Below are 17,081 nucleotides of genomic sequence, written 5' to 3'. Positions count from 1 at the left end.
TGTAATATGACTGATAAAGAACTTGAAAAGTTGGTTGAGGTTGATGATAATGCAAGTAAGAGAACTTTCGGAGAACGTGTAGCTGATAAAGTTGCAAGTTTCGGTGGCAGTTGGACATTCATTATTTCCTTTATGGTATTTCTGGGTTTATGGATTTTTACCAATATTTATTTTTTGGACAATAAAGGATTTGATCCGTATCCTTTTATTTTACTGAATCTTATATTGTCATGTATTGCAGCCCTTCAGGCACCGATAATAATGATGAGTCAGAACCGTCAGGAAGAAAAAGACCGGGATAGAGCCAAGAAAGATTTTTATGTGAATCTGAAAGCAGAACAGGAAATCAGACTATTGCAGGAAAAACTCGATCATATTTTAGAGCATCAGCATCAAGAGCTCATAAAACTTCAGGAATCCCAGATAAAACTTTTAGAGGAAATTAAATCAAAACTCAATAAATGATTTTGTTGAAGTTTAATTTATAAATTTGTGGCATAAGCGGATGATTTCTCTCCATAAAGAAGGAATTGCGATTTTACCAATCAATAACAAATTATTATCATGGCAGTTTTAGAAAAATTAAGTTCAGCAGAAGCCATTGCATTAGAAGACAAACACGGAGCACACAATTACCATCCGTTGCCGGTGGTATTAAACAAAGGGGAAGGTGTTTACGTGTGGGATGTAGAAGGAAAAAAATATTACGATTTCCTGTCGGCTTATTCGGCAGTAAACCAAGGACATTGTCATCCTAAAATTGTAGGAGCAATGATGGAACAGGCTCAAACATTAACACTGACTTCCAGAGCTTTTTACAATGACAAATTAGGAGTATACGAACAATTTGTAACCAATTATTTTGGTTTTGATAAAGTATTACCGATGAATACCGGTGCCGAAGCAGTTGAAACAGCTTTGAAACTATGTAGAAAATGGGCGTACGAGAAAAAAGGAATTAATGAAAACGAAGCACAAATCATTGTTTGTGAAAATAATTTCCACGGAAGAACAACTACAATTATTTCGTTCTCCAATGATGAAAACGCACGTAAAAACTTCGGTCCATACACAGCAGGATTCATCAAAATAGCTTATGATGATTTAGAAGCTCTTGAAAAAGTAATTACGTCATCTCCTAATATTGCCGGTTTCCTTGTGGAGCCAATTCAAGGTGAAGCGGGAGTTTATGTTCCATCTGAAGGCTATTTGGCAAAAGCAAAAGCATTGTGTGAAAAACATAACGTACTTTTTATAGCCGACGAAGTTCAGACAGGAATTGCCCGTACGGGAAAATTATTGGCAGTACAACACGAAAATGTACAACCGGATATTTTAATTTTAGGAAAAGCATTGTCAGGTGGTGCTTATCCGGTTTCGGCAGTTTTGGCAAACGATCCGGTTATGAATGTAATCAAACCGGGCCAGCATGGTTCTACTTTTGGAGGTAATCCTGTTGCGGCAGCTGTGGCAATTGCAGCTTTAAATGTAGTTACTGATGAGAATTTGGCAGAAAATGCAGAACGTTTAGGAAAGATCTTCAGAAGTGAAATAGGGAAGTATATTGAAACTTCATCCATTGCGACTTTGGTTCGTGGTAAAGGATTGTTGAATGCTATTGTTATTAATGATACGGAAGAAAGTGACACAGCTTGGAATATTTGTATGAAATTAGCTGAAAATGGTTTGCTGGCAAAACCCACGCATGGTAATATCATCCGTTTTGCACCGCCATTAGTGATGAATGATGAGCAGTTGAATGATTGTATTTCCATTATCATTTCAACTTTAAAATCATTTGAAAAGTAAATTGAATCTTGAAAAGATAAAAATTAAAAACCCGGTTAATGCCGGGTTTTTTTAATAATGTTTATAGATATAAGAAATTACCATTATTACAAGATTCAGAAAGAGTAAGACTACGGCAAGTCTGTTGTAGTTTCTTGATTTGTCAAAAAAGCGTAATCCCAATACCGTAAAAAAAATTAAAACGGTATAAATAGGAGGATACATGTGGAAAGCTTCGGAAAACTTACCCTGCAGAAGAAGAAATAAAGAACGTTGTAAACCACAACCTAAGCAATCGACACCAAATAATGCTTTGCTGATGCATGGAATCATGTATTCTTCAATATTCATTTTTCAAATTTTGGTCAATTTTACAAAATATAAGGTGAAATAAAAAACCTTTGCGGTTAAATTGTATTTTTGGGGAAATTATTGATCATGAGAAAAGTTGTCATTATTATATTGGTTGCGCTTGTTATTGGAGTTTTAATCTGGCAGCAAAGCCTGGCTGTTCCCAATACCTGGGTTCAAATCATGGGATTTATATTGTTGTTCTATGGAATGATGCGTTTGAGCAGAAAAGTGCCGAGTAAAAACCAAGATGAGAAAGAATAATGTTTATAAAAGGAGATAAAGTTTCGGTTCTGGATGATAACATCAACGGAATTGTTGTTAAGGTTAAAGAAAAGGATGTAACCATTGAAACCGATGAAGGATTTGAATTGACTTTCCATCAGGGGGAATTGATTTTAATTGCAGCTTCAGGGGAATTGATGAATAATATTGCCACGACTAATTTTTCTTCCGTAAAGAAGGAAAAAGAGATTCCAAAACCAAGAAGTTTTGTAAAAGAAAAGAAATCAAAAAAAGACGAGTTTGTACTTGAAATTGATTTGCATATTGAAAAGCTTGTGCCTAATAAAAGAGGAATGAGTAACTATGATATTTTGACACTGCAAATGGATACAGCCAGACGCCAACTTGAATTTGCCATGAAAAACCGGATTCCCAAAGTCGTTTTTATCCACGGTGTGGGAGAAGGTATTTTAAAAGCTGAACTTGATTTCCTTCTGGGAAGATATGATAACCTGACGTTTCAGGATGCTAATTACCAGAAATACGGTTTAGGTGCCACCGAAGTTTATTTTATCCAGAAGAAAAATTTATGATGTAGTGTAGTATACACCAAACACATAGTCACCATCAGGATTGGGACTGTAATACTTTACGCCTTTCTTGAATGTTGTCTTATATAAAGATATAGTGTGTTTAAAAGTGTTGCCTCCAACATCTTCTGTAACTACACGGATTATTCCCGATACATTATTTTCCCCTTCATTTGCTGTCCATTCCTCTGTCAATGTTGGATTTGACGGTGTTATGGATGAACAGAAGAAGTCGTCATTTAAATTGCCACTGTATACTCTGTAAACCACTTTGAAGTTTGTACCGTTAATTAAAGCAGTTCTTGGACTTCCCGGAGCAGTTACAGTATTTACGAATAATTGGGTTTTATCTACATCAAGCAACAAAGCTTTTGTCGAATTATATTTGAAAATCAGATTTTTAGTTGTACAACTTTTAACTGTTCCGGTTGGATTGAAATCAAAAGCCAGATCAATTACATCCGTTCTGTAATTCCCGAAAACATAATTTTCAAAAACTACTTGCTTGTCAGGAGCCTGGAAGACCACGTTTTTGAAAGTAATGGCATGATTGTATGCAATTATTTTAGTTGGGTCATTTGTATCGTAAATTGGAGTTGACTTTATTTCAACAGTACCGCCAGCAAGACAGCTCCATTCTTCAGTTATGGTTTGTGTTGGAGTCCCACAAATACTTGAAGTAATTACATCTTCTGAATATTTACGGTAAGTGATACTTGTTTCGGTATCAACAACATAAGTTTGGGTTTGTGTTTCATTGGAAAATTTTTCTTCAGGTGTCACAAAAATCAGAGCCTCTTTATCATTTGTTTTATAAAGCGTATTGGAGTCGGAACATTTCTGTACAGATTGACTTCCGAAGTTAAAATTTTCAACAATTATATCTCCGTCATCACAACCACTTAGCAATAAAACACTTACGAATAAAGCCCAAACGTATTTCATCAGAATCTATTTTTTAACAAAAATACTACTTTTAAATTCTAATGAAAGCTTTGGTTGTGATTTTAAGAGAATTTAAACAAATTACTTATATTTGGCTACTAATCAAAAACTAAATACCAACTTATATGACTTCCGAAACGCAAAAAACTAATTTTCCTGCGCTTTATACACTAATCACAGTCTTCTTTTTTTGGGGATTTATTGCTGCAGGAAACAGTATTTTCATTCCTTTTTGTAAACATTATTTTTCATTGGATCAGTTTCAGTCCCAGTTAATTGATTTTGCATTCTATACGGCATATTATATTGGGGCACTTTTACTTTTTGCTTTTGGTAATGGATCAGGGAAGGATATAGTTGGAAGTTGGGGCTATAAAAAAAGTATTGTGTCCGGACTTTTATTTTCTGCTTTGGGTGCAGGTGCAATGATTATTGCTGTGGAAGCTAATGTATATGCAGGAATGCTTCTCGGATTATTTATTGTTGCCTTAGGTTTTTCTTTACAGCAAACTGCAGCAAACCCTTTTGCAATTTTACTTGGAGACCCAAAGACAGGAGCCAGTCGTGTAAATCTTGGAGGGGGAATCAATTCATTCGGAACCACAATTGGGCCAATTATAGTTGCTTTAGCATTATTTGGAACTACAGCTTCGGTATCTGATAATCAAATTAAACATTTGGAATTAGGAAAGGTAATATTCCTTTACGTATGTGTTGGGCTATTGTTCATTGGTTCTGCTGCAATGTTTTATTTTTCAAAAAAAGTACCATCTGGAATTTCTGATGAACCAATGGAGAAAGCAAATAAAGCATTAAGGACTTTGGTTGTAATGACTATTTTGCTGGCAGCTTGTTTCACACCAATTTTTAATAGTTATAAGCCATTAAAGAATCATGAAATCGAACTTATAGAAAAGCAAAGAGAAGAACTTTTAACCAGTTTACCTCATACAGAAGTAACTAAAGAAGCATTAGAAACAACGTTAAAAGAGTATGATAATAAAATCAAGTCAATTCAGGAGAGTCTTAATAATGATGTTGAAGTAAAAAAAGAACTGGATAAAAAAAGAGCTATCTGGTTAAGTGTTGCATTGTTAGTTGTGATTGGAGGAATTTTATTTTCGTATTCTTCAGCAAAAAAGAATTCAGAAGGTTGGGGAGCCATGCAATATCCGCAATTAGTATTGGGTATGCTGGCTATTTTTACATATGTAGGAGTAGAGGTTGCTATTGGAAGTAACTTGGGGGAATTATTGAAATTGAAAGAATTCGGAAGTTTACAGTCTTCAGATATTGCGCCTTATGTATCAATGTATTGGGGAAGTTTGATGATTGGACGTTGGGCTGGTGCTATCAGTGTTTTTAATTTAAAAGGAACAAAAAAAACGCTGGCATTGATTATTGTTCCAATAGTCGCATTTTTGGTTGTTTTGGGTGTTAATATTATTTCGGGGAAAGATATGAAGCCATTGTATTGGTATGTTGTATGTGTTACTTTACAAATTGTCGCTACTTTTATCAGTAAAGATAAACCGGCAAGAACATTGATGATTTTCGGATTATTTGGATTAGGTGCTATGATAATTGGGTTGATGGCATCAGGAACCGTAGCTATCTATGCGTTTTTAGCCGGAGGATTAGCTTGTAGTATCATGTGGCCTGCAATTTTTAATTTGTCGATTCTTGGATTGGGAAAATATACATCACAAGGTTCGGCATTTTTGATTATGATGATTTTGGGAGGAGGAATTATACCGCCAATTCAGGGTAAATTGTCTGATATTATTGGTATTCACCAATCGTATATTGTGGATGTATTTTGTTTTGCGTATTTAATTTTGTTTGCAATTTTAGCCAAAAATATCCTGAAAAAGCAAAATATAGATGTAGATGAAATTGAAGTTGATACGGCACATTAAATCTTAAAGAAATATTAATTATATAAATCGGAGTAAAGGAATTGAGTACTTTTATTCCGATTTTTATTTTCATCCAAATGAAGCAATTTTATTTTCTTCCGGTGTTTTTTCTTTTCGGTCTGACCGGATTTTCGCAATCGCTCAAAGAATTATACAACAAAAGTGTTTTGGCTTATCAGGATAAAAATTATGCAGATTTTTTGCAGTATTCAAGGCAATTGGACAGTCTCCGTCCTTCACATCCAACCTATTCCTATAATCTTGCCTGTGCATTTGCACTTAACGGTAAAACAGACGAGGCTGTTTTGGGCTTGAAAAAATGCCTGTTGATGAACAATACGGTGTCTTTTGAAGCGGAAAACGATTTGACTAATATCAAAAATACAGACCAATACCAATCATTAATCGATTTGAAATCAACTTTAGGAAATCCGGTAATGACTTCGGTTAAGGAAACAGTCTTGTCTGAAAAAGATTTGCATCCGGAAGGTTTGTTATATCTTCAAAAAACAAAACTATGGCTGGTGGCAAGTGTCAGAAACAGAAAAATTGTCAGTTTTGAAAAATCCTCCGGCAAGTGTTCCGATTGGTTTACTGATTCAGGGTTGTATTCAGTTATGGCATTAAAGGCTGATGAAAAAGAAAAAATACTTTGGGTTACTTCATCAGTAATGCCAGAAATGAAAGGATTTGCAAAGTCTTTGGAAGGAAAATCCGAAATTCTTAAAATCGATATTAAAACACGAAAATTACTTAAGAGGTTCCCATTGGATGGGAATCATGTTTTAGGCGATTTAGTTGTTGATAATAAAGGGAACGTTTATGTTTCAGACAGTGGTGAAGCAGTTATTTTTAAAATAGCAAATGATAAATTGAATATCTGGATTGATTTAAAGAAGGAAGCTTATAATTTGCAGGGACTGACCTTTAATGATGACGGATCAGAATTATTTATTGCCGATTATTTAAAAGGAATTTTGAAGATTAATGTAAAAAATCCGCAACAGCGTCATTGGCTTAAATTTCCAGAAAATAGTACTGTTAAAGGCATTGATGGATTATTATGTTATAAAAAATCATTGATAGCCATTCATAATGGTGTGAAACCAATCCGGATTATGAAATATTCGTTAAATGATAAAAACGAAATTTCAGATTCGGTAATTCTTGATCATAACCGCCCCGAATTTAACGAACCAGCCTTGGGAACCATTTCAGGAAGCAAACTGTATTTTTTCTCGAATGCGCCTTGGACTGCCTATGATAAAAACGGCGACCTTAATGAAACGATAATAGAATTTCCTGCTTTATATTCAAATCAATTACCTTAAAATGCAACTTAATAAATATTTTTTCTCAGCCTTAACTGCTTTTTTTATCTGGGGTTTTTTTAGTCTTGCCCTAAAACCACTTCATGATTATCCTTCACTGGATATTTTGTTTTACAGGGTTTTTTATGCTACAACATTATTGTTGATCATCAATTTGTTTTTCAGAAGAGATAAATTAAAAAAAGACTTTCAGGTTTTTAAATCTTTTGAAGCAAAAGAAAAACGAAAAACACTTGTTTTAACCGTTTTAGGAGGATTCTTGTTGACATTCAATTGGTTTCTGTTTATGTACGCGGTGAATCATGTCAGCCTGCAATCGGCTTCATTTGCATATTTAATTTGTCCTATCATAACAACTATTCTGGCATTTTTTATACTAAAGGAAACCTTAAGTAAGTGGCAATGGTTTTCGGTACTATTGTGTATCGTGAGTTGCGGTATTTTGTCGTATGGCCATATAGAAGATCTGGCTTACAGTCTTATTATTGCTTCAACTTTTGCATTGTACCTTATCAGTCAGCGTAAGAATAATCAGTTTGACCGTTTTGTTGTTCTTACTGTTCAAATGGTTATCGCTTCTTCTGTTTTATTGCCGTTTTTTCCAACATACAAAGGAGTTACGCCAACAGCTTCATTGTTTTATATTCTCATGACCTTGATTGTTATTTTATTCACTATAATTCCACTCTTCCTTAATTTATATGCCTTAAAAGGGATGAATTCTTCAACAGTAGGAATTTTAATGTATACGAATCCGTTAATAAATTTCATCTTGGCAATTTATTATTTCAAGGAAGAAATCAATACTTCTCAAATGATTGCATACTCTCTTATATTACTTTCAATTGTGGTTTTCAATGAAAGTGTATTGTTTAAGAGGAAAAATGAGAATATTTTAAAATAGATGTTATAATTTTATTTTTTCATTATTTTTTTGTTAAAAAATGTTTTTTGTTGAAAATTTTAATCGATGAAATGTTTGAAATTATCGACAAAATACACTTTTGTGATTTTTTGGCTTTGGTAAGTTAAATTTTGTTAAAATTTATTGGCTTGAGTTTATATATTTGCTTCCAATGAATTAAAAACCAAATAATTATGAAAACCAACCAAAAAACTTTATTGTTTTTCAGTGCAGCTGCACTAACCACTTTTTTTGCGTGTACTAAAGATGACGCAGCTCAGGATGAGCAATCTTTAACACCAACAATTATTGACCAACCAAAAGGAATTGAAAACGAATGTAGCTATGTTGATGCGTATTGGCCATCTTCTGCAGTTTTGTCTACAACGCTTTCTGCAGGAGCAGGTACATCTTCTGATGTGACTTTGATGACTAACCAGAACACAGCTATTAAAACATTCTGGAGAGGAAGCTCAGTTGCAGCACCAACTTTCCGTTTCGTTCAAAACGGGACTAACTGGAGCTCGACTTACAATGCTATTTCGTACAGTACCGGAAAAATTTATTATGGTGAAGGTATTTTTAGAGATGCTAAATCAAAAGATGCTTCAAACCTTATTAACGTTATGATCCTTGCACATGAGTACGGACACCAGTTACAGTATGCTTACGGATTGCCTTCAAGAACTGAAAGTACTGCAAGACCTAATGAACTTGAAGCAGACGGTATGGCAGGTTACTATTTAAGAAGAGGATACGGAAAATCTACTTTCGCTTCTATTGCAACTGGTTATGAGTTTGCGTATGCTATCGGGGATTACCAAACTACAAGTTCAGGTCACCACGGAACACCTCCTCAGCGTCGTTCAGCTGTTCGTTTAGGATTCTTATTGGCTGATCCTGCAAATGCTAAATTATCAGCAACGCAGTTTGATTACAATTTCTTCTACTACTATACAGGTGTATTGAACGGAACTTACAGATTGTCTAAACCAGCTGATATTTCTGAAGAAACACACGAATATATCATGTTACACATGGATGAATTGAGAAGAATCCAATCTGGTCAAATGTCAGATGAGGAATACTTCAACTTACAGTAAATTGTAATTTTTTCTTTGAATTTAAAGGCTGTCTTTTTAGGCAGCTTTTTTTATTTATCACCGAAAGTATTGTTGGGTCAGGGCTTCGATTTCAGATAAAAACACATCATGAGTTTTGTTTGCTTCGCTGTAAATCATTTTCTTTTCGGATGTATCTATTTCTGATATATTATCGTCATAGACAATTATCATTTCTCTGGATGTTGAAATTTCTTTTCCGTTTACTGTATAAGAATAGATACCATTTTCATTAAATGAAAGACTAATGTGGCTTGGTTTACTTTTTGAAACAATGTAATAGTTAAAATTATAAAATTGCGATTTATTATTGAAAGTGGTATAAACTGATTTTATTTCGATTAACTTTTCTACATTAGTGTTTTTACCTATAGCTTTAATGATTTTTACAATATGGTTACCTTTTTGTATGGTATCAACTTTATATTTTTTTAAATCCAAAAGGCTAATACTTTTGATATGCTCTAGTTCTTGTTTTACTTTTTCTTCTGGAACCATTTTATTTCTGTACATATAATGAACACCGTGTTCATCCCCGATAAGACCTTTTATTTCTTCGGATAATAATTTTTGAATTGCCAGTTCATTTTGTTGGCTGTGTACAGATAAAAAGCAAAAGAAAATAAATAAGAGTAAAATCTTTTTCATGACAATTTTGGTTTTTACAAAGTTAAATTTAATTGATAAAACAGAAGGTTGTCATTTTGTCATATTGTTTTTGTCATAAACTGACAATTTTGATAAAATTTAGAGTTGGCACAATCCTTGCTTTTTTGCAATCCGTGTGAAGAACACTGCTCACTCATAGAGGAGCAATCAAACAGAATTAAAATAAAGGAGAATTATATTATGAGCAAAATTATTGGAATCGATTTAGGTACGACCAACTCTTGTGTTTCGGTTATGGAAGGTGGAGAGCCTGTAGTAATCGCTAATGCAGAAGGAAAAAGAACCACACCATCCGTTATCGCATTTGTTGAAGGTGGTGAAATTAAAGTAGGTGACCCGGCTAAACGTCAGGCAGTAACTAACCCTACTAAAACTATTGCTTCTATCAAACGTTTTATGGGTAACAAATACACAGAAAGCGCAAAAGAAGCTTCAACAGTGGCTTACAAAGTTGTTAAAGGTGACAACGATACACCACGTGTTGATATCGACGGAAGATTGTACACGCCGCAGGAATTATCAGCAATGACACTTCAAAAAATGAAGAAAACGGCTGAGGATTATCTTGGGCATGCCGTAACGGAAGCAGTTATTACTGTTCCTGCATATTTTAACGATGCGCAACGTCAGGCTACTAAAGAAGCTGGTGAAATTGCAGGTTTAAAAGTTATGCGTATCATCAACGAGCCTACTGCAGCTGCATTGGCTTACGGATTAGATAAAGCGGCACATGACAAGAAAATTGCAGTTTACGATTTAGGAGGTGGTACTTTCGATATCTCAATCTTGGAATTAGGTGACGGTGTATTCGAAGTATTGTCAACAAACGGTGATACTCACTTAGGTGGTGACGATTTTGACCAAGTAATCATTGATTGGTTAGCTGATGATTTTAAAGCTGCCGAAGGTGTTGATTTACGCCAGGATCCAATGGCATTACAACGTTTGAAAGAAGCTGCTGAAAAAGCTAAAATTGAGTTATCGGCTTCTGCACAAACAGAAATCAATTTACCATACGTTACAGCTACAGCTTCAGGACCAAAACACTTGGTACAAACGTTAACACGTGCTAAATTTGAGCAATTAGCAGATACATTAGTAAAACGTTCAATGGAACCGGTTGCAAAAGCATTAAAAGATGCAGGTTTGTCAACTTCTGAAATTGATGAAGTAATCCTTGTTGGAGGTTCTACACGTATTCCTGTAATCCAGGAGCAAGTTGAAAAATTCTTTGGTAAAAAACCATCAAAAGGAGTTAATCCTGATGAAGTAGTGGCAATTGGAGCTGCAATTCAAGGAGGAGTTTTAACAGGAGATGTGAAAGACGTATTGTTATTAGATGTTACACCACTTTCATTAGGTATTGAAACTATGGGAAGTGTAATGACTAAATTAATCGAGTCTAACACGACTATCCCAACAAAAAAATCACAGGTTTTCTCTACAGCAGTAGATAACCAGCCATCAGTGGAAATTCACGTATTACAAGGTGAGCGTCCAATGGCAGGTGACAATAAAACAATCGGTCGTTTCCACTTAGACGGAATTCCGCCAGCACCAAGAGGAGTTCCTCAAATCGAAGTTATTTTTGATATCGATGCTAACGGATTGATCCATGTAACTGCTGTAGATAAAGGAACCGGTAAATCACATGATATCCGTATCGAAGCTTCTTCAGGATTGACTCCGGAAGAAATCGAAAAAATGAAAAAAGAAGCTGAATTGAATGCTGAAGCGGATAAAATCGCTAAAGAGAAAGCAGACAAATTAAATGAAGCTGACGGAATGATTTTCCAAACTGAAAAGCAATTGAATGAGTTTGGTGATAAATTATCAGAAGGTAATAAATCAGCAATCGAAGCAGCTTTGAACGAATTGAAAGCAGCTTACGAAACGAAAGAAATTTCTGCAATTACACCGGCTTTGGATAAAATCAATGAAGCTTGGAAAAATGCTTCTGAAGAAATGTATAAAGCACAAGCTGATGCTCAAGGACAACCTCAGGGTGAGCCACAAGCTCAAAATGAAGGTGATAACGTTCAGGATGTAGAGTTTGAAGAAGTAAAATAATAGTTTACTATTTTTATATAAGGGTTGTCTTAATTAGGCAACCCTTTTTTATTGCCGCTTAAATCTTTTTTTTTAATAGGGAAAATACTTATTGAAATACCATTAAATCCCTTGATAATCATTTAGTTATATGGAATAATTTTGAACATAATCAAATTAATTATTAACTAAAAAAAGAAGATTATGGGAAAATTATTAAAAGTTGTAGCTAAGAAACCAGCAACAATAAAAGAGACGGATAAGCCTAAACTAAAGCTTAAAAAAAATGAATCCGGAAGTGAAACCGACCCGAAAAATTCATTTGAACTGAAACCTGGGATAATGACCAGGCTTGGAATTAGAAGACTGACCCATAAACCGGCAAAATTCAATTTTAAAATCGGTAAAAAAAGTTCAATTTATAGTGCTACACATAATTTGAAATCCGGAAAAGTTGATTTGGATTTTGGCAGAAGGGCAGATTTGGAAAAATTGCCAACATCGCAATCAGTAACCTCAAAAGATGATAATCAAGGAAACTGGACTTGCAGTGTTAAGGAAGTAAAAGCTGCAGATGTAAACTTTAATGGACTTTTGTTAAACCCGCAGTTCCATAAAATATTTGTGGGAGGTGTTTATGATATTAAAAATATCGCTAACGGTCAGTACAACACAGTTCCTTTTGCGAGAAAAGCACTCACTATTTCCAGCGAAGGGACAAATTTGACAAAGGTAATGGTTAATTCTCCTTCGTCCAGCAACATAGAAGAAGCTGTTCATAAACTTCGTTCTTCAGGAGTGCATGCAGGCGGAATAACTAATGGCGCAAAATTCAAAATGAATTCCGAACAAGAGCTTTTTGTACGTACATCCGGAAGCGGTAATTATTTGGGTTTTGGCGGAAGTCATGATTTTACTTATAAGAGCAATGAAAAATCCAATAAGTATGTAGTCGAAGTGTATCAGATTTATTACACTATCCATGTGGATAGCGATGTGAATGAGCCTAATCACTTTTTTCATCTGAAAAGCGAATCAAATAACTCTCAGGCTATTGATGACAAAGATGTTGATCCAAACTGGGTGTATGTTGACAGCGTATCTTATGGCCGTATTTTGTATATAATATACGAATCAGATTATTCTTTTGAAGAGCACGGAATTGATGTTAATATGTATGCTAAATTCGGATTTGTTAATGGTGAATTAGACTTGAACGAGAACCAAAAAGAAATAATGAAAAGAGCCAGTGTAAGTATTGCATGTGCCGGTGGAAAGACAGAAAAAGTTGCTCCGCTATTAAATGCCAGTTCATTTAAAACATTCCAAAAAAGGGTTGATGATCTCTTGAGTGATAAAAATGATGAAGTTAAAATTGGATACACACTTGCGACATTAGATCAGGCGATTGTTGGGACAAGAGTTATAACAAACTATACTTCAAGAGAATGTTCACCAAGAGCTACACGATATAGAGTTATTTGGAAAAACGTCAGAAATGCAGTGAATGATGATTCAGGAAATGCATCTGAAATTAAAGCTGTGGCAAGGATAAGAGCTTTTGGAAATGGAAAATCAATTTTGGATGTGGATAAGAAAAATAAGGGATTGGCAAATTGGGATGCACTTCCGGACAGTATTCAGAAAATTACCCCTGCACCGTGGACGTTTACAGTAGGTAATGAAGACAACCCACTTGAATTGAGTCAAAGCGAATCATGGAATGTAAATAGGTCTGTTGATTTTGATATTCCTGCAGATGACCCTGATGCAAAAATTGCAATCCGCGTGGATGTCAGAGAGTATGACAGCACCAGTGCAGATGATCTTTTTGCAGAAAACTTTTGGTCTAAAAAGGTGAGTGAATTGTCAGGTAATGAAGAGATAAGCCTAGTATGTAGACATGATGCCAGTAGAGTAGAGTTCAGATTTGAAATCGAACCAATATACTAATTGCTTGTTTTGAGTAATTCTTAATTTTAAACATCCTAAATAATCGAAAATGGTTATTTAGGATGTTTTTTTTAAACTATTTAATTGCAATCATTGAAATTTCAATGTTTACATTTTTTGGCAATGTAGCTACCTGAACTGTTTCGCGTGCCGGAGCAGTTGATTCATCAAAATATTTTCCGTAAACAGCATTGATTCTTGCAAAATCACCCATATTCATAATGAAGATTGTCGATTTTACTACATTTTCAAAAGTCATATCAGCAGCTTCTAAAACGGCTTTTAAATTCTGCATTACTTGTTCTGTTTCTTCTTCAATAGAATCTAATATCAATTTATCGGTTCCGGGTACAAAAGCAACTTGTCCTGATATATAAAGTGTATTATTGGCTAAAACAGCTTGATTATATGGGCCAATTGGTGCTGGTGCTTTTTCTGTGAAGATTATTTTTTTGCTCATTAGTATTGAATTTTAATTTTAAGTTGTGTTTTGTATATTAATTAAGTCTTCTGTCCGGTAAGCTACGTTTATCCCATTTGATATCACTTAATACAGAAGAACTGATTCCGATGAAGAAATACCATGAAGCTCTTTCGCCGAAAGGATTCCAGTTAAAATCCATACGCCAGCTCAATAAATCTCTTTCAAATCGCAATTGTGTGTAAGTAACTCCTTTTTGAACAAAATCATAACCCGATGAAACGCCTGCTTTCCATTTCGGAGTAATATCAATATCACCGGAAAACATTAATGAGCTCTGGGTAATTTTATTTTCACGTTTACCGTTGGAATAAGTCAGGGAATAGGCTAAACGTAAATCCCATGGCAATTTGGCATTGTAAAAGCCATCAAATTTATCTTCTTTTTCTTCATCATCGAATTGACTGTCCCTGCGGTCACTGAAATCGGTTGTGGTTCCAAATAAATTATCGGCACGTCCGCCATTCCTTAAGCCTTGGTTGTTAAAGTTGTTGTCTTTTACTTTCTGGTTTCTGTTGGTCAGCGAGTAATTCATATTGAAATAGGCTCTCGTCATACGAAACAAACTACCATTGTTGTCAATATTGAAAATATCTGTCAGGTCACCATTCGAATTGATGGCATACGGATTAAACGAAGCGCCAAAATTCATATTCATTTTATTTTCAAATAAATCGATTCCGCTTTTTACATTAAGGTCTGACCATTTGTTTTTAGCGGCATTTATATCATAATTCACATCAAAATTTAAATTTTTGAGTAAGTATATTTTTTTAGGTTCAACTTTGGTTGAATCTTTATCTCTTACTTTAGCCTCAAAAGTATTGTTAACCGAGATACCAATTACATTACTCATACTATTAGACGGTCCGCCGAAAATTCCGTTTTCAAATTTATTATAGCGTTTGATGTTTCCTGCTGCGTCAACAATATAATTGTCATAGTAACGGTCAAAGGAAGGTGTATAACTGTAGGATATGTTCGGACTGATTGTGTGTCTTATAGCTTGTAATTTTCTTTTTTCATTAAATTTAAATGTTCCGTAAATTGTTGTACCTAAACTTGTTGAGAAGTTGTAGGTTCTAAAAGCTGCAAATCCCTTTTTTTCAATGTCTTCAACTTCGTTTTCGGTAGTGTTGAATTTTTTTTCAATTGTTTTGGTATACCAGGTTTCCAGGTAACTTGAACTGGCAGATACATTGATGTATTTAAAAACTTTAAAATTTGTACTTAAAGGAATAGTGTGCTGTAAACCGTTTTTGGCATCTCTGAACATTTCTGATTTGAAAAACAATGAATCGACAGTTGTAATTCTGTTTTCACCTCTCACGCTATAGTTGAAGTTGAAGTTTTTGATGATTCCCTTTTTTGATTGCGATTTACCGGCAAAAGGAAAGACACGGTCAACATTCGCCTGAAATGTTGGCAATGTCATATTAATGACACCTGTATTAGTATTTTGTGAATGTGTTGCTGTCAATGATACATTAACCTGTGGTATCACATTAAAAGTTTTCGAATATGAAACGGAAGAACTTAATGTGTTATTCAGGAAATTCGCATTATTGACTTGGTTGAATGAAGTTTGGTAATACTTCTGGCTACCTAAATTGACAGATGCAGAAAACCTCGAATTAGGTGTTGCTTTTGCATCGGGAGAGTGACTCCACTGAAGGTTGTAAAGATTTGTTTTTACATATCCAGGTAAACCTCTTTCCCCGGTTATCTGGTTTTCAAATCTAAAATTGAAATTTCCTCTGTAACGGTATCTTTTAGCGTAGTTACTTTCAGCTCTGAAAGCATAACTACCGTTGGTGTAATAATCTCCCAATAAGGCTAAATCCAGTTTTTTACTGATCGCAAAATAATAACCACCGTTTTGTAAAAAATAGCCTTGTTGATTGGTTTGCCCGAAGGTTGGAATTATGATTCCGGAAGTACTTTCTTCGGTCATCGGGAAAAACGCAAATGGAACACCAATTGGGGTTGGAACATCTGCAATAGTTAAAAAGGTTACGCCAGCAACCACTTTTTTCTTCGGAACAAATTTTATTTTGTTGGATATAAAATAATACTCAGGATCATCCAGATTTTTAGAAGTAGTAAAACGGGCATTTTTGATGAAGTACACTGAATCGTTCTCTCTTTTTGTAATTTCACCTTTCACTTTAAACTCTCCCTGGTCGGTTCTTGAATTCCAGATTAAGGCCTTTTTGGTTTTGAAATTAAAACGGATAGAATCAGGTTCAACGACATTTTGTCCTTGTTTAAAATAAGGATATTGGATGGGTGCACCGGTCGAATCGTTTATTTTTCCGGCATAAACTTCATTCTTTTCGTAGTTAATGACAATAATTCCGGATTTTAATTCAATGTCTTTATAGTAGACTTCTGCTTCATCAAATAGCGTGATCTCTTTCTTTTTTTGATTTATTTTAGCGTACTTCTTTGCTTTATATCTAATTTTTCCGTCCAGTAAAGGTTTCTTTTTTCTTACAGAATCTTTCTTGATGGTATCTTGGCTTTTTGCGATGTTTTTGATTCCGATATTCAGGCTATCTTTTTGTTTTTCAATAGGTAACGAAGAAGTTGTTTTCGGCAATTCCTGCGAATGGGATTTTAAACTGCAAAGAGTTAATAAAATTGGTAATAAAACGATATGAAATAAGTTTGTACGCAAAGCTATAAATGCTATTTTTGTAAAAATATGGCTTAATTTTTGAAGTGACAAACTTACATCTATTTTTAAAAATAA

Annotated in this window: 15 protein-coding genes; 10 read left to right on the top strand and 5 right to left on the bottom strand. The window is 34.5% G+C overall.

All coding sequences use genetic code 11. From position 1 onward, the window contains the following. Nucleotides 1-6 precede the first annotated feature (6 nt). Nucleotides 7-465: a DUF1003 domain-containing protein gene (locus tag NAT51_RS03335; RefSeq protein WP_317245478.1), complete on the top strand. Its 459-nt coding sequence runs from the start codon at nt 7-9 to the stop codon at nt 463-465. 99 nt (nt 466-564) lie between these two features. Next, complete coding sequence (gene rocD / locus NAT51_RS03330) at nt 565-1,809, top strand: ornithine--oxo-acid transaminase (RefSeq protein WP_250595173.1); 1,245 nt, start codon at nt 565-567, stop codon at nt 1,807-1,809. Between the two features lie 51 nt (nt 1,810-1,860). On the opposite strand, the gene NAT51_RS03325 is transcribed toward rocD, so the two are convergent. Beyond that, nucleotides 1,861-2,139: a DUF2752 domain-containing protein gene (locus NAT51_RS03325; protein ID WP_250595171.1), complete on the bottom strand. Its 279-nt coding sequence runs from the start codon at nt 2,137-2,139 to the stop codon at nt 1,861-1,863. A gap of 87 nt (nt 2,140-2,226) precedes the next feature. On the opposite strand from NAT51_RS03325, the gene NAT51_RS03320 reads away from it, so the two are divergent. Together NAT51_RS03320 and NAT51_RS03315 are read left to right on the top strand one after the other, a co-directional pair. After that, nucleotides 2,227-2,403 carry a hypothetical protein gene (locus NAT51_RS03320; RefSeq protein WP_250595169.1) on the top strand — a complete coding sequence of 59 codons (177 nt, stop codon included), beginning with the start codon at nt 2,227-2,229 and terminating at the stop codon, nt 2,401-2,403. Continuing rightward, nucleotides 2,403-2,957: a Smr/MutS family protein gene (locus tag NAT51_RS03315; protein ID WP_250595168.1), complete on the top strand. Its 555-nt coding sequence runs from the start codon at nt 2,403-2,405 to the stop codon at nt 2,955-2,957. The genes NAT51_RS03320 and NAT51_RS03315 overlap by 1 nt, the downstream gene beginning before the upstream one ends. Here NAT51_RS03315 and NAT51_RS03310 read toward each other — a convergent pair. Then, nucleotides 2,952-3,899, bottom strand: a complete 948-nt coding sequence (locus NAT51_RS03310; protein WP_250595166.1) for a hypothetical protein — start codon at nt 3,897-3,899, stop codon at nt 2,952-2,954. The genes NAT51_RS03315 and NAT51_RS03310 overlap by 6 nt on opposite strands. Nucleotides 3,900-4,024: 125 nt before the next feature. On the opposite strand from NAT51_RS03310, the gene NAT51_RS03305 reads away from it, so the two are divergent. From NAT51_RS03305 to NAT51_RS03290, 4 genes are all read left to right on the top strand, one after another. Continuing rightward, nucleotides 4,025-5,818 (top strand): MFS transporter, encoded by a 1,794-nt coding sequence (locus NAT51_RS03305; protein WP_250595158.1) that lies wholly within the window; start codon nt 4,025-4,027, stop codon nt 5,816-5,818. A 77-nt stretch (nt 5,819-5,895) separates the two neighbouring features. Then, a complete protein-coding gene (locus NAT51_RS03300; RefSeq protein ID WP_250595156.1) occupies nt 5,896-7,149 on the top strand; it encodes a TPR end-of-group domain-containing protein in 1,254 nt (417 codons plus the stop codon). Between the two features lies 1 nt (nt 7,150). Further along, complete coding sequence (locus tag NAT51_RS03295; RefSeq protein WP_250595154.1) at nt 7,151-8,053, top strand: EamA family transporter; 903 nt, start codon at nt 7,151-7,153, stop codon at nt 8,051-8,053. Nucleotides 8,054-8,247: 194 nt separating this feature from the next. Further along, nucleotides 8,248-9,156, top strand: a complete 909-nt coding sequence (locus tag NAT51_RS03290) for a neutral zinc metallopeptidase (RefSeq protein ID WP_250595146.1) — start codon at nt 8,248-8,250, stop codon at nt 9,154-9,156. Between the two features lie 57 nt (nt 9,157-9,213). On the opposite strand, the gene NAT51_RS03285 is transcribed toward NAT51_RS03290, so the two are convergent. Continuing rightward, complete coding sequence (locus NAT51_RS03285) at nt 9,214-9,822, bottom strand: hypothetical protein (RefSeq protein WP_250595144.1); 609 nt, start codon at nt 9,820-9,822, stop codon at nt 9,214-9,216. 201 nt (nt 9,823-10,023) lie between these two features. On the opposite strand from NAT51_RS03285, the gene dnaK reads away from it, so the two are divergent. Together dnaK and NAT51_RS03275 are read left to right on the top strand one after the other, a co-directional pair. Continuing rightward, complete coding sequence (dnaK, locus tag NAT51_RS03280; protein WP_250595142.1) at nt 10,024-11,913, top strand: molecular chaperone DnaK; 1,890 nt, start codon at nt 10,024-10,026, stop codon at nt 11,911-11,913. A gap of 183 nt (nt 11,914-12,096) precedes the next feature. Further along, entirely contained in the window at nt 12,097-13,845 is a 1,749-nt protein-coding gene (locus NAT51_RS03275) for a thiol-activated cytolysin family protein (protein WP_250595140.1), read from the top strand. A gap of 76 nt (nt 13,846-13,921) precedes the next feature. On the opposite strand, the gene NAT51_RS03270 is transcribed toward NAT51_RS03275, so the two are convergent. Both NAT51_RS03270 and NAT51_RS03265 read right to left on the bottom strand, forming a co-directional pair. Continuing rightward, nucleotides 13,922-14,305: a RidA family protein gene (locus NAT51_RS03270; protein ID WP_250595138.1), complete on the bottom strand. Its 384-nt coding sequence runs from the start codon at nt 14,303-14,305 to the stop codon at nt 13,922-13,924. 37 nt (nt 14,306-14,342) lie between these two features. Further along, nucleotides 14,343-17,057, bottom strand: coding sequence for a putative LPS assembly protein LptD (locus NAT51_RS03265; RefSeq protein WP_250595136.1), 2,715 nt, complete (start codon nt 17,055-17,057; stop codon nt 14,343-14,345). Between the last annotated feature and the right edge of the window lie 24 nt (nt 17,058-17,081).

Source organism: Flavobacterium amniphilum (assembly GCF_023634845.1).
Classification (GTDB): Bacteria; Bacteroidota; Bacteroidia; order Flavobacteriales; family Flavobacteriaceae; genus Flavobacterium; species Flavobacterium amniphilum.
Note: the sequence above shows the minus strand (reverse complement) of the source record. Positions and strands in the feature narration are given on the sequence as shown.